Source organism: Candidatus Poriferisodalis sp. (assembly GCF_965208555.1).
In the GTDB taxonomy this organism is placed as follows: domain Bacteria; phylum Actinomycetota; class Acidimicrobiia; order Acidimicrobiales; family Poriferisodalaceae; genus Poriferisodalis.
In genome coordinates this window covers 3,514,456-3,528,584 of sequence record NZ_OZ242342.1, presented here as the reverse complement: position 1 = coordinate 3,528,584, position 14,129 = coordinate 3,514,456, and the positions used below count along the sequence as shown (strand labels likewise).

The following is a 14,129-nucleotide window of genomic DNA, read 5'->3' as shown; positions in this document are numbered from 1 at the left end:
GTGTATCGGTCGTGCAGTCTCGGCGGCGGACCGGGGCACAGCGCCGACCACGGTGATGGTGTCCGCAGCAGGTCCCGCATCGGCGGTTCGGGCATGCCCCCAGAGCAGTCCGGGCAGGCGTTGCAGCGCACCTGCCCGTGCCCCCCATGACGCGATGAGCGACGAAGACTCAGCGACAGAGGCTCCGATTCAGGGCGCGCCGACGCTCGAACGGCTCGCGCCCGCAGGCGACCCCGCCCGCAACGGCGACATGTCAGGATCCGTCGAGTCGCGCAACGGCGCCGCTCATTCTGCGCTCGCGCCCATGCGCTGGTCCCAGATTGCGCGGCTCGTGTGGGCCGAGGCACACGGTGTCGCCGGAACGACCCAACTCGCCATGCTCAGGACCGACCCGCTTCGCTGGGAACGAGTCCTGCTGGACCTGCTCGACCAGACTGAGGCGTCGCTGTCGGGAGCCCGCAGGCTGCCCCGCCCGATCCGGCGACAGGTAGTGCGGGACTTCGAGGCCGATTTCAGCGAGCTCGCCGCTGCCTACGAACGCCTGACGGGCCTGGACGCCACCGAGTCACCCGACGAGTCGGCATCGGATCGGGGCGCCGACGATGCGGCCGCCGCGAGTACACCACCCGAACCGGTCGCTCTGCAGCTCTCCTGGCAGCCCGGCCGGATCGTGGCGTGGGCTGCAGGCGCCGGATCCGAGCCAGACCCCACAGATCGCGTCATGGACCGTCTGGTGGCCACTGGGGCACCGGACAGCGTCTGGCGGCCCAATCCGAACATCAAGCTGCCGGGCGGCATGAGCGCTGAGGCACTTGTGGCTGATGTCGGCGACGTCCTGGGTTGGCTGGTCGGTCTCGACGGCTCCGTCACCGGCCGTGCATCAGTTCAATCGTCCACCGCTGGGATCCATTCAGGGGTCGTCGCTGAGAGCGACCGGCCCAGCGACGACGAATCCCTCCACGGCAACGAACAGCTTCCCGATGCCGAGAGCGATCCGAACGGTGATCTCCTGCTCGGCTCCAGCGCGCTGTGGCTGCGAGCTGCAGCCAGGACAGCCGTGGAACTGGTGGCAGGGGGCCGCACGGTGCCGCGGCTCCATCGTGTTCGCAAGCGCCGCAACCGCAAACGGCCCGATACGGCGGAATTCTCGGTCCAGTGGCAGCCCGCCTCGCCGGAAGCCGACCGGCTGACGGCGCTCATCGAGTGTCTGCCGGGAGCGGTGGGAGCCCCCGAACCCAAAGCAGAGGCACGCACGACGGTGCAGTCGGCCCTGTCGGGCATGGTCGACGCCATCGTCACGAGTGCTGCCAAGCGACTCGATGTTCCTGCTGCTTCGCCCGAGCCTCGGAGCCGGGCGGAGATGGCGGAGGCCTTCTTGGCCTACCTCGACGGCACTCGTTTTGTGGGTTCGGCAACTCAGGGCTCTGATCTGGCCCGACGCATCGAACTGTGGGCCAGGCCGGTGACCGCTGCCGCCCGGCAATCGCTCATTGTGCGGCTCGACGAGCCCGACGACGCCGGGGCTTGGCACATGGAGGTCCTTGCCACCAGTCCCGAGGGCGTGAGCGAGCCTGTCGAGGTTGCGATGGTGAGCGGCGTCAGCTCGCACCGTACCGAGGTGCGCGATCAGCTCACCCGACTCGAACGGCTGCTGCCGGTGCTGATGCGGCCCGGGGGAAAGCGGCGTGGTGAGGTCATCCTCAGCCAGGACGAGGCATGGGAGCTCATGTCGGTGACCGGGCCGGCACTGCAGTCAGCGGGATTCAAGGTGGAGATCCCGAATCTCTCCCGCGAGCGTCCAGCTCCCTCTCTCCGGCTTACCGCGGCAACCGATGTCGACAGCGCCCTGGGAGCACAGCAGCTCACCGCAGTGAGTTGGACGGCCGTGTTCGGCGATGTGGAGTTGACTGCAGATCAGATCCACGAGCTGGCCTCCCAAGCCCGCCCGCTCGTGCGCGACCGGGGCCAGTGGATCGCGCTGGATCATGCCGACCTCGCTGAAGCGGCTGCCGCGCTTGCCGAGCGCGCAGAGGTCACCTCGCTCACGGGCTCGCAGATGCTGCGCCAGGCGTTGGGCCTCGAGGGCCCATCGGTACGCGGCGGCATCACCATCTCCGGAAGCGGTTGGGCGGCCGACCTGCTGCGCTCTGCATCTGCCATCTCGACTGCGCCGCGGACCAGTCCCGAGGGATTCATCGGCGAGCTGCGCAGATACCAGGCCGAAGCCGTTGCCTGGCTGGAGTTCCTCGATGGCGCCGGTCTCGGCGGCTGTCTCGCCTTGGACATGGGTCTGGGGAAGACCCCTACCGTGCTCGCTCGCATAGCAGCGGACCGGCGTCAAGCCCCCGCCCTGGTCATCGCCCCGCCAGCCGTCGTCACCAACTGGGCGGCAGAAGCGGCACGCTTCACGCCGGGATTGTCAACGATTGTCCATCACGGCCCCGCTCGGCGCGAACCCGCAGAACTGGTCCGTGCCCTGCGTGACAGTGCCGGTGCTGACGGCGCCGATAGCGCCGAGAATGGCCCGATCGATGTGGTGATCACCACCTACGGCACTGCCGTGCGCGACATTGACGCCCTCGAAGAAGTGGCCTGGGACCGAATCGTGGTTGACGAGGCGCAGGTCATCAAGAACCACACCAGCGAAACCGCCAAGCAGCTTCGCCGGCTGTCAGCCCGAGTTCGCCTGGCCTTGACCGGTACGCCGATCGAGAACGGCCTCGGTGACCTGTGGGCCATCATGGACTTCTGCAATCCGGACCTGGTCGGATCGAGGACACCGTTCATCGCACAGTTGCAGCGTCCCGGGGACTCGCGTGGAGCCGCCGAGTCGGCCCTGCACGCGCTCAATGGCGTGCTGGTATTCCGTCGCACCAAGGCAGAGCCGTTGATTGCCGCCGAGCTGCCCGACCGCATCGACGAGCTGGCTCACTGCGCGATGACGCCAGAGCAGATCGGCCTGTACCAGGCAGTGCTCGACCAGCTGATCGTCGACACCGCAGAGAGCGAGCAAGCGGGCGAGAAGCGCAAGGGAGCCGTCCTGGCGGCCATCACTGCTCTCAAGCAGATCTGCAATCACCCGCTCAACTACCGCCCCGACGACATCGACTCACAGATCGACGGGCGCAGCGGGAAGCTCGACCGGCTGCACGAGATACTCGAGGCCGTCTTCGCAGCGGGGGAGCGGGCGCTGGTATTCACGCACTTCGCCACGTGGGGCGAGCGGCTCGCTGCCCACCTGACGCAGCGGACCGGACTGCAGATCGATTGCTACCACGGAGGGCTGGGTCGCTCTGCCCGTGATCGCATGGTGCGCCGATTCCAATCCGAGGATGGGCCGGGAGCGATGGTGCTGTCGCTCAAGGCAGGCGGCACGGGCTTGAACCTGACAGCGGCGAGCCATGTGGTGCTGTATGACCGTTGGTGGAACCCCGCAGTCGAGGACCAGGCTCGAGACCGGGCATGGCGCATCGGCCAGACGCGCACAGTCATCTGCCACCGCCTCGTCTGTCCGGGCACGGTCGATGAGCGGGTCGAGGAGGTGGTGGCCGGCAAACGGCGCATCGCCGACATGGTCCTGCCGAAATCCAGCTCCATCGGTGATCTCGACGCCGAGCAGCTGCGCCACGCCTTGGGCATCGATCCTGACGCCCTGCTCGCCGACGACTCCAACGGGATTGACACCGGAACACCGCAGATGGCAGACCTGGTGCCGGCAAGCGTGAGCGGGTCATGAGCAATCGCCGCCGCCGCAAGACCTCGCGAACACGTCGCATCGACGGGGCTGAAGTCCAGCAACGGCAGGCTGCCGAAGCGAGCGCAGCGTTCTGGCATGGCGCTGCCGCGGCGATCCCGACGCCGGAACAGCCTGATGCAGCTCCCACCGGAACAGCAGAGGGATCGGCCGACGCTGACGCTGGACCGGTGCAGCCGCCCGACGTCTTGACGGAGAAGCCTCGAGTCACGGTCACGACGGATCCGACGTCGACCGTGCGCTCGCTCGGCAAACCGCCCCTCGCGGGTCGCGAGGCAGCCGCGGAGCACTACTTCGAAGCCGTCTACCAGCGTGCTGTTGCGATGGCCGGCGCGCTGGCCGCAGCAGGAGACCTGCTCGCCCCCGACGACGACGTCACTCCAGCGTGATGCCGCGGTAGTCGTCAGCAGCGATCGCATCGATCTTGGCCCGGTACCGCGGCGCCCCGCCGAAATAGGCCTGGTAGCGGACTCTGCCTTCCTCGTGCCCGGCGACGTTGGAGTTGTAGCCGGTGAACCATCCTTTGCTGCGGCGGAACAGCATCCGCTCGTGGGCGCGGATGACCTCGGCCACCCAGTCCTGCTCGGCTTCAGCGTCGGCCTCGATCCTGCTGTAGCCATGATCGAGCGCATAGGCGACCAGATCGGTGACCCACTCGACGCCGGTCTCGATCGCCCGGGGAAAGTTCGTGGACCCCGACACGCTCTGTGGTCCGGCCACCATGAGCAGGTTGGGAAATCCGTGGGACAGCACGCCGATATAGGTGCTCGGTCCGTCCCGCCACTGCTCTGACAGCGATGTGCCGTCGACACCGTGTATCTGCACGCGGTCGTACGCGCCGGTGATGGCGTCGAAGCCGGTCGCATAGACGATCAGGTCGAGGTCGTAGTGGGTGCCGCTGGTCTGGATGCCGGCGGGGGTGAATCGCTCGATCGGCGTCTCCCGCAGGTCGATCAGCTCCACGTTGGGCAGGTTGTAGGCCTCGAAGTAGTCAGTTTCGAGCGGCAGGCGCTGGAGTCCGAAGCCATGATCCAGCGGGATCAGCTTCTCTGCCACTGCAGGGTCGTCCACCCGGCCGCGGATGCGATCGGCGATGTACTCGGACACCTCCCGGTTGGCCACCTCGTCGAAGAAGATCTCCGCGAAGTTCGCGGCCAGGATGGCAAACCCGGACTGCGAGTACAGCTCGTCCCACAGGGCGCGGCGTTCGTCAGCGGTCCTGTCCCAGAACCCCCAGCGGGGCACATGCTCGAAGCCCCCAGGCGAGGCCGCACAGTTGGCGAAGATCTCCTCGTAGCGGTCGCGGATCTCGTCCATCTCCGCCTCGGAGATCGTCGAGTTGTTGAGCGGGGTGCTCCAGTTGGGCCGGCGCTGGAAGACCTTGAGCTCGGCGACCTTGTCGGCGATCTCGGCGATCACCTGGATGCCGGTCGCCCCGGTGCCGATGACGCCGACCCGCCGCCCTTGGAGCGCGACAGGCTCCTTCGGCCAGAAGAAGGTATGGAATGCCTCGCCTTCGAACTCGTCCATGCCCTCGTAGCTCGGCATCGTCGGCGCCGACAGCGGGCCGAGGCTGGTGACCACAAAGCGGGCGGAGTGCGACCCGCCGTTCGCGAACCTCAGGTTCCACCGGCGGGCGGCATCGTCCCAGTCCATCCGTTCCACACGAGCGCCGAAGCGCATGTGGCGGCGCAGGTCGAATCTGTCCGCCACATAGTTCAGGTAGCGCAGGTTCTCCGGCTGGGACGAGAAGCGCTCCTTCCAGTGCCACTCCTCGAGCAACTCCTTCGAGAACGAGTAGCCGTAGGTGTAGCTCTCGGAGTCGAAGCGGCAGCCCGGATACCGGTTTCGGTACCACGTGCCGCCGAGATCATCCTCGCCTTCGAACAGGACTGCGTCGACGCCGAGATCGGCCAAACGCTTGATCTGGTAGATGCCGGACACGCCAGCACCCAATACCGCTACATCGGACTGCGGTGGGACCTGCCTCTCTGAATTGGGCATTGCTCAGTCCGCTGCCGGAGGCTCGAAGCCGACTTCCTTGCCGCGGTTGATGCTCACCCAGTCGCGCGCCTCGAGATAGGGCCGGAAGGTGTCGAAGATCTTCTTCTCGTCCCGGGGCATGTGCTGGATCTCGTACAGGTGCGGGAACTCGAGCCAGCCCAGCACCAGATCCCACATGCGCAGCGCTGCGTCACCAGTGGGGGGCTCGAGCAGCACCGGCCCGAAGATCGCGGTGTCGCCGAAGTACAGCGTCGGCACCCCGAAGCCGCCCGAGTCGACGACCCGCTGATGCTCGGCTTTGATCTCGTCGTGGGTGCTCTGATCGGAGATGGACAGGTCCACGATCGCCGGATCGGCTCCGATCTGTTCAAGCAGGTGCCGAGCCACGTCGGGGTTGTGCGGACGGTTGCCGTCCACGTGCAGGGAGCGGCCAGAGGCGGCATACCACTGATCAAGCAGATCCATGGACTCGCGCCGCAGGATGGCCCCGATCCGCATCATCGACCAGCCGTAGCTCCAGTCGCGCTCCCAGGGGTGCTTCTTGCCTTCGCGCAGGTTGACTTCTTCGAGGCTGAAGAACTTCCAGTTCACGGTCAGCCCGAGCTGGTCGCGCACGTCACGCATCCAGATGGAGGTCTGGTACGCCCACGGGCACATCACGTCGAAGTGAAAGTCGACCTCGGTGGGGCCGTCGTAGGTGTCAGCAGTAATGGTCATGAGTGCTCCGCTCAGCCGCGCTGTGCCCGTTGGGCCGCTCAGCCGCGACGTTATTGATGGGCCGCTCAGCCGCGGCCATGCCGCAGCAGGCGACCGGGGGTGGCGCCGGTGCATTCGCCGGATTCGAAGGTGATCTCGCCGTTGACGATGATCTGGTCGTAGCCCTTGGCTCGCTGGACCCGGCGCCATTCGCCGCCCGGCAGGTCGTGTTCGACGTTGCCGATCCATGGCGGGTCGATCTCGAGCTCTTCCATGTCGTAGACCACCACATCGGCGGCGGCGCCCTCGCGCAGCGTGCCTCGGTCCTTGAAGCCGGCAGCGTGGGCGGCCAGTGCCGAGAGCCGGTAATGCGCTTCCTCCAGCGTCACCGTGCCCTCGTCGCGCACCAGCCAAGTCAGAAAGTCGGTGGTGTAGGAGCCGCCGCTGAAGAACTTGGTGTGCGCGCCGCCGTCGGAGACTCCGGGAATGGCGTACGGCGACTGCATCATCTCGCCCATGAACTCGGCGTTCGAGCCCTTGTCGGGACCCAGGAACTCCACATTGAGGTCGCCTTGCAGGGACAGATCCAGCATGACCTCGATGGGGTGCTTGCCTTGTTCGGAGGCCAGATCGCCGACTGAGCGCCCGACGTACTGCTGCATGTCGGCCTGACGGTTGACGCCTTGGACGATCAGGCCCTTGGGGTTGCCGCCCACGCCCGCCTGAATGACCTGCAACCGGCGGTCGGCCTCCTCGGCTTCGTCCACGAGTGCCTTGCGCAGCTCGGGATCGGACATCTTTTCGATCTTCTCCTCCTTGGAGCCCGTGGTGACCGCGCGCCAGGCGGGGGAGGCGTCGTAGAGGTTCCAGTGCTCGAGCGTGAAGGCGAACCCGGCGCGCCCGGTCCCGCACTGCGCATAGATCGGCAGTTCCTGGTTCCAGCACTTGTCGATCCAGCGCAGCGGGCGTCGGTGCACCTCGGGATCCTTGCGGGCAGGTGCGACCACGTTGTGCAGGATCGGCCGCCTCGCTGCGGCCGCGAGCACCTCGAGGAACTTGATGTCGGCGCGGATGTCGCCGGTGCCTTGGGTGATCTGGATGAAACCCTCATCCCGCTCCGCCAGCACGCGCGCCAAGTTCAGGATGTCCTCGTCGCACATGATGTCGGTGACCATGGGGGAGCCGTCAAAGTCGGCCTGCACGCTGTCTGGGCCGAGGCGCTGGATGGAGAAGCCGCAGAGTCCGGCGTCCATGCCCTCGTGCAGGAGCCGGGCCATCTCCTTGCGCTCGTTCTCCGAAGCCGGTTCGCCCGCTTTGGCCTTCTCGAGGCCCATGACGTAGGTCATCAGCGACGCCGTCGGCATGTACTGGATGACATTGACCCCTTTCGGGGCGCGGTCCAGCGAGTCGAGATACTCCGGGATGGTCTCCCAGTCCCAGTCCATGCCCAGCCTCATCGACTCATAGGGAATCGCTTCGGTGCGGGTCATCGTGAGCATCGAACGGTCGCGAAACTCGGGCTTGACCGGTGCGAAGCCGAAGCCGCAATTTCCGAGCACCACCGAGGTCACGCCGTGGTAGCCCGAGATGGTGCACCACGGATCCCAGCGGATCTGAGCGTCGTAGTGGGTGTGCAGGTCGACAAAGCCGGGTGCCACGATCTTGCCCGTGGCGTCGATCTCCCGTTCGGCTGCGCCCTGCGGACGGCCGCCGAGCTGAGCCACTTTGCCGTCGCGGATCCAGACGTCGCCCTTGTAGCGAGGCACGCGGGTGCCGTCGACGACCGTCCCGCCCTTGATGTGAATGTCGAACTCAGCGCTCATCGCTTGCCCCCGGTGTGCTCGCCTCGATCAGTCCCAACCGTTGCCGGCGGCCACGAACCGCGTCGGCATCGAACCTTCACGCTACCCAACCGCCTCCCGGGCTGCCGGGAGGCAGCAGCATCCAACACAGTGGGCTGCCGGGAGGCAGCCGCCTCCAACGCTGCGGGCTGCCGGAGTGTGCCGCGCCCTGAGCGTCGCGCAGACCTAGGCTCCCGCCTCGTTTGCCCACCCCCCCTCAGGCAATGAAGTTCACTGCACAGCGCAAGAAATTCCTCACCGCCGCGGCGACACTCGCCGTCGCAGGGTCCATCGTGGCGGGTGTTGCCGCCGTCACCGCGACCGGGACAGCGCGCCTCGAGATCCCTGACCCGCGAACGCACGAGCCGCAGGCCGCCAGCGAGAGCACCTACACCACTGCAGGCGTGCTCGAAGAGCCGATCCCGGCACCGCAGTTGCCGGTCATCAGGCGCCGGTACCGCGAGCCCGGCATCACCGCGAACTCGGTGGGGGAGCACCCCAATCTGCCTCTTTCACCGATCCAGACCGCCACCGCAGTGATCGAGCCCGCGCACGAACAACCATTCCTGCCCAACGACGGCGAACAAGCCGAGTGCAGAACATTCCACAGCCTGATCGTCGACGGCAAAAGCTGGAATGCCGATGTGGTGCTCGCCATGGCTTGGCGAGAGTCGAGGTGCAACGCTCGACTGGTGTCCATCACCAACGATTGGGGGCTCCTGCAGCTCAACGCCACCTGCTGGGCCGGCAAGGCCATTGACGGGCTGCCCGACGTGCACAGTCTTCCTGCCTCCGTCGCGCCGGTGGATCTTCGCTGTGACGGTCGCACGCAGTCAACGACGACCGCCCAATGGTGCTACCGGGCCAAGGAAGCGAGGTACGACACTGGCAGCCTGCCGGCATCGCCGTGCGACGCCTGGCTGGACCCGGCGATCAATGTCGAAACTGCCTACGCGCTCTGGGAGCGCTACGGGTGGCGTCCGTGGTGTTTCAGCGACGAGATGCGTGCCACATACGCCTGCCAGGCAGCGGAGAAGTCGCTGTAGGGAACCGCGCCGGTCCCTTTCCGGCCGATCGTGATCCGGCGCGCCAGCCATGGCTGTCCGGCCGAAATTGCTCAACTTGACATAATGTCTATTATCGGCGTTTGAGGTCCAGTTCGGCAGTCTCAGCAGCGGAACCGGTCACCGCAGATGCTTCAGATGTCGAGGGCTTGTCCGTAGGCCTGGCTGTGCTTGACGATGAACTTGCGGCGGGGTTCCACCTCCGAGCCCATCATCACTTTGAAGGCCTCCGCTGCACGGGATTGCTCTGCACGTGCCTCGCCCAAGCCGATTTTGCGCAGCACTCGAGTGTCGGGGTTGAGCGTGGTCTCGAAGAGCTCGTCATCGTCCATCTCGCCCAGCCCCTTGAATCTGGTCAGCCGGTAGCGGCGCCCGGCAGCGTCGAGTTCGGCCACAAGCGCCTCTCGCTCGGCATCGGAATAGACGAATCGCTTGTCTGCGCCGATGGTGAACGCGTGCGTCGGCGGCTGGGCTGCGTACACCCGGCCGCCCTCCAGCAGCGGCCGCATGTAGTGGTACATGAGGGTCAGCACGAGGCATCGAATGTGGCTGCCGTCTACATCCGCGTCAGCCAGCAGCACGACGCGCTCATATCGGCATGAGTCGGCGTCGAAATCGTGGCCCGAGCCTGCTCCCAGCGCGGTGAACAGAGCCGTTGCCTCAGCGTTGTCGAGCACCGACCGCAGCGTGCCCTTGCCGGCGTTCACCACCTTGCCCCGCAATGGCAGCACCGCCTGCCAAGCGCTGTCACGGGCCCGTTTCGCCGGGCCGGCCGCGGAGTCGCCCTCCACGATCAGCAGCTCGCCTTCGGGGTGCAGGCGGCAATCAGCCAGCTTGTCGGGCATGCCGTTGGTGCCCAGTGCAGCCGCCTTTCGCCGCTGGTCGAGCGCCCGCCGGGATTCCACCCGGTTCACCACGGCGTCTGCCAGCTTGTCGATCAGCGCCCGCACGTGGGTCTTGCGCGATCCGGGATGGCTGCCGTCGAACCACGCCCGCAGCCCCTCACGCACGACGTTGGCCACGATCCGTTGTACCTGCGGCGTGCCCAGCTCCCGCTTGGTCTGGCCCCGGAACTGCGGTTCGACAAATGTCGCCCGCACCACTGCCACAAGGCCCTCCTGGGCGTCCTCCCGCTGCGCCCGGGCGTCATCCTTGAGGCGTCGCAGCTTGCGAGGATCGGCCTCAGCCAGAGCAGAGTTCACCGCCGTGGTGAGCGCTCGTTCGAATCCGGCGATGTGGGTGCCGCCCTCGGGGGTCGGAATGGTGTTCACGAAGCCGACGATGCGCGTGGCGTAGGCACGGGTCCAGCGAAGCGCGACCTCCACGTCGCAGTGCCGCTCGACGTCGGTGAGCTTGCCGTCCACCGGCACACGTTCGGTGAAGGATTCCGCGCCGGTCAGCCGGATCAGCCCGGTCACCGGCTCGTCGGTGCCGGCCAGCTTGTCGACGTAGTCGCCCAGGCCGCCGCCCGAGACGATCTCCTCGACCACAGCAGGTTCCCGGCGGCGATCGGCGATGCTGATCTTGACCTTGGGCACCAGGAAGCAGACCTGGGTGATGCGCTCGCGCACTTCGTCGAAGTCCACGGTGGCAGCGGGGTCGAAGATCTCGGCGTCCGGCCAGAACCGCACGCGCGTCCCGGTGCGGCCCGACGACACCCGCCCGACCCGCTTGAGCTTGTGGCTCTCGCGGAAGCGGCCGGCGCTGTCGGTGTGACCGGCCTTTCGATTCTTGAACTCGAGGCGGTGCGTGGCGCCTTTGCGATGCACATCGACTTCCATCCGGCTCGAGAGCGCGTTGACCACTGAGGCGCCAACGCCGTGCAGTCCCCCGGAGGCGCCGTACGCGCCGTTGCCGAACTTGCCGCCGGCGTGCAGCTCGGTGAACACCACCTCGACGGCGGTGGTGTTGTCGTGCTTGATGTCGATCGGGATGCCGCGGCCCCGGTCGACCACCTCGTAGGAGCCGTCGCCATGCAGCGTGATCTCGATCAGCTTGCCGTGTCCGGCGGCGGCCTCGTCTACCGCGTTGTCGATGATCTCCCACAGCAGATGCGTCAAGCCGCCCGAGCCGGTGCCCCCGATGTACATGCCGGGGCGCTTGCGCACCGCTTCGAGGCCTTCGAGCACCTCGATGGAGCTCGCGTCGTAGTCACCTTCGCGAGGCACTCTGCCGGCGGGCGGAGAAGTCTCGCCCGAATCGGGGTCGGCGGCGTCGGCCATCGTGAGCGGCTGTCCCTTCGAGGTTCTGCGGGTCGTCGATGACGCCGATGGTGCCATCAGAACCGGTACTCCCCCAACGACAAAATGCGCTGGGCCGTCCGCTTGGCCGGCCCATTGCGCCGGGTCGGCGAGATGTCGGGTCGCTGCGGCACCGGATCGGGTGAACCGGTGCCGTCGTGGGGGGCCACGACCGCCGCAAGCTGGCGGTTGAGACCTACCCATCCGTAGACGATCTGCGTCTCGAAGCCGGCCAGCTTCACTGTCGGCGAGCCTGCGGTGCCCCGTCCCCGCGACGGCACGTCCGAAATCTCGGTGACCTTCGCAGCGCCCTCGTCGGTGACCAGCACCACCAGTGCCCCGAACGACACTGCTGCGGCCGCCAGGACAGTGGCACCGGGTCGCAGCTTCATGCCGGTGACACCGGCTGCGCCGGGGCCCCGCACGGTGAGCGCTTCTGCCTCGAATCGGAGCGCATGTCCCGTCGTGGAGACCAGAGCGATCTCCGAGCCGTCGGGAGCATCGAAGGCGGCGATGACCCGGTCGCCGTCGCTCAGCGAGATCACGGTATTGCCGCTGCGCACCGAGGCCAGCGAACCGGCGTCGAGCCGCTTCGCTATGCCAGCACGCGTCACGAGCGCGATCGGGGCGGCGGCATGACCGAACAGCGCAACCGGTTGCTCGCCGCGCGCCAGCGAGAACATCTCCCGCACTGGTGCGCCGCGGCTTCCCCGCAGCATCTCGGGAATCGACCGCACCTCGGTGCGCAAGACCCTCCCCCGGTCGGTCACCAGGTGCACTACGTCGAAATCTGAGGCCGTCGTTGTGGCCACCAGCACGTCGTGGCGACCCGGTTTGGCGTTCAGCGGGTCCTCTTCATGGCGGCGGCCCAGCAAGCCCGAAGTGGACAGCGTCACGAGGCTGGTGCGCTCATCGGAGGAAATGTCGCGTTCGAGATCGAGGGTGCCGTCTGCTCCCCCCTCCCCCATCGCGGCCGCGAGGGTCACGATGTCGTCGCGGTGGCTGATCTCGGTTCGGCGCGGCGCCGCGAACTGCTCGACCAGCTCGTCCAGCTCCCGCTCGACGATCGTCCGCCGCCGTGCGTCGGACGCCAAGATCTTGCGGTAGCCCTCGATGGCCTCCCGCACGTCGTCGAGCTCATCGCGCAGGCGCTGCGTCTCGAGTGCCGTGAGCCGCCGCAGCTGCATGTCCAAGATGTGATTGGCCTGGATCTCCGAGAGGTCCAGGCGCTCCATCAGCTCGGCTCGTGCAGACGCCACGTCGGCTGCGCCCCGGATGATCGAAATGACCAGGTCGATGTTGTCGAGCGCGACCAGCAGTCCCGCCAGGATGTGCTCCCGTTCGGCTGCGCGATCCAGCCGGTACTGCGTCCGGCGGGTGATGACCTCGAGGCGGTGCGCGACGTAGTGCTCGCACAGCGCCAGCAGGCCGAGCTGGCGGGGCACCCCGTCCACGAGCGCCACGTTGTTGATGCCGAAGGTGTCCTCCAGCGGGGTCAGGCTCCACAGCTCCGAGAGCACTGCGTGGGCATTGACGCCTGGCTTGGTCTCGATCACCAGTCGCAGGCCGTGCGTCCGGTCCGAGAGGTCGTTCACCGCCGCCACGCCCTCGAGGCGTCCATTCGAAACCAACTCCCGGACCTTGGCCTGCACGCGCTCGGGCCCAACCATGTAGGGCAGCTCGGTCACGACGATTCCGTCGCGGCGTGCAGTCAGCGGCTCGATGTGGGCTTTCGCCCGGATGCGGACCGTTCCGCGGCCCGTCTCGTACGCCTCCGCCAGGGAGTCGTCGACGATCACGATCCCGCCGCCCGGGAAGTCCGGGCCCGGAATGAGGCTCATCAGCTCAGCCGTCGTGGGCTTGGGACGCCGCTGGCGCAGCACCAGCTTCAGCGCGGCGCAGATCTCTGCCAGGTTGTGCGGGGCCATGTTGGTGGCCATCCCGACGGCGATGCCGCTGGCGCCGTTGACCAGCAGGTTCGGCAGCAGAGCCGGGAGGCATTCGGGCTCGAGGCGCTCGCCGTCGAAGTTGGGCACCAGATCGACGGTGTTCTCGTCAATGCCGGTCACCATCGTCATCGCGGCGGGGCTCAGACGTGCCTCGGTATAGCGATAGGCGGCCGGCGGGTCGTCGAGGCTGCCGAAGTTGCCCTTGGGTTCCACCAGCGGTACCGACATGGCGAAGTCCTGACCCATGCGGACCATCGCCTCGTAGATGGCGCTGTCGCCGTGGGGGTGGTACTTGCCCATCACCTCCCCCACCACGCCGGCGGACTTGCGAAACGGCGTGCCGGGCCGCAGCCCCAGGTCGTCCATCACGTAGAGGATCCGCCGCTGCACCGGCTTGAGGCCGTCGCGGACGTCGGGGATTGCCCGCGCCGTCGTCACCGACAGCGCGTACGGCATGAAGGAATCTCGCATCTCGTCGGCGACATCGATCTCGTGGATCTCGCGTGCGATCGTCGTCGGTGCGGTGGGTCCGGCCATCGTCGAAGGCCCTTTCAGGGACTGGAGGTGTTGCACAGCACGAG

The 14,129-nt window shown here is 67.2% G+C and carries 8 protein-coding genes; 3 read left to right on the top strand and 5 right to left on the bottom strand.

The genetic code is table 11. The features are described 5' to 3' along the window. The first annotated feature begins 154 nt into the window (after positions 1 to 154). Positions 155 to 3,736, top strand: a complete 3,582-nt coding sequence (locus ACOGXE_RS16100) for a DEAD/DEAH box helicase (protein ID WP_419931898.1) — start codon at positions 155 to 157, stop codon at positions 3,734 to 3,736. Further along, positions 3,733 to 4,143, top strand: a complete 411-nt coding sequence (locus ACOGXE_RS16095; protein ID WP_419931897.1) for a hypothetical protein — start codon at positions 3,733 to 3,735, stop codon at positions 4,141 to 4,143. Before ACOGXE_RS16100 ends, ACOGXE_RS16095 begins: the two co-directional genes overlap by 4 nt. Here ACOGXE_RS16095 and ACOGXE_RS16090 read toward each other — a convergent pair. The 3 genes from ACOGXE_RS16090 to ACOGXE_RS16080 all read right to left on the bottom strand — a co-directional run bounded on the left by ACOGXE_RS16090 (position 4,130) and on the right by ACOGXE_RS16080 (position 8,277). Further along, a complete protein-coding gene (locus ACOGXE_RS16090; protein ID WP_419931896.1) occupies positions 4,130 to 5,698 on the bottom strand; it encodes a flavin-containing monooxygenase in 1,569 nt (522 codons plus the stop codon). The genes ACOGXE_RS16095 and ACOGXE_RS16090 overlap by 14 nt on opposite strands. Positions 5,699 to 5,761: 63 nt before the next feature. Further along, positions 5,762 to 6,475: a DsbA family protein gene (locus ACOGXE_RS16085; RefSeq protein WP_419931895.1), complete on the bottom strand. Its 714-nt coding sequence runs from the start codon at positions 6,473 to 6,475 to the stop codon at positions 5,762 to 5,764. Between the two features lie 65 nt (positions 6,476 to 6,540). Further along, positions 6,541 to 8,277 carry an N-acyl-D-amino-acid deacylase family protein gene (locus tag ACOGXE_RS16080; protein ID WP_419931894.1) on the bottom strand — a complete coding sequence of 579 codons (1,737 nt, stop codon included), beginning with the start codon at positions 8,275 to 8,277 and terminating at the stop codon, positions 6,541 to 6,543. A 242-nt stretch (positions 8,278 to 8,519) separates the two neighbouring features. On the opposite strand from ACOGXE_RS16080, the gene ACOGXE_RS16075 reads away from it, so the two are divergent. Further along, the gene (locus tag ACOGXE_RS16075) at positions 8,520 to 9,341 is read left to right on the top strand and encodes a hypothetical protein (RefSeq protein ID WP_419931893.1); all 822 of its coding nucleotides are present in this window, start codon (positions 8,520 to 8,522) and stop codon (positions 9,339 to 9,341) included. 152 nt (positions 9,342 to 9,493) lie between these two features. On the opposite strand, the gene ACOGXE_RS16070 is transcribed toward ACOGXE_RS16075, so the two are convergent. Beyond that, the gene (locus ACOGXE_RS16070; RefSeq protein WP_419931892.1) at positions 9,494 to 11,581 is read right to left on the bottom strand and encodes a DNA gyrase/topoisomerase IV subunit B; all 2,088 of its coding nucleotides are present in this window, start codon (positions 11,579 to 11,581) and stop codon (positions 9,494 to 9,496) included. Positions 11,582 to 11,637: 56 nt separating this feature from the next. After that, positions 11,638 to 14,085, bottom strand: coding sequence for a DNA gyrase/topoisomerase IV subunit A (locus ACOGXE_RS16065; protein ID WP_419931891.1), 2,448 nt, complete (start codon positions 14,083 to 14,085; stop codon positions 11,638 to 11,640). Positions 14,086 to 14,129 lie beyond the last annotated feature (44 nt).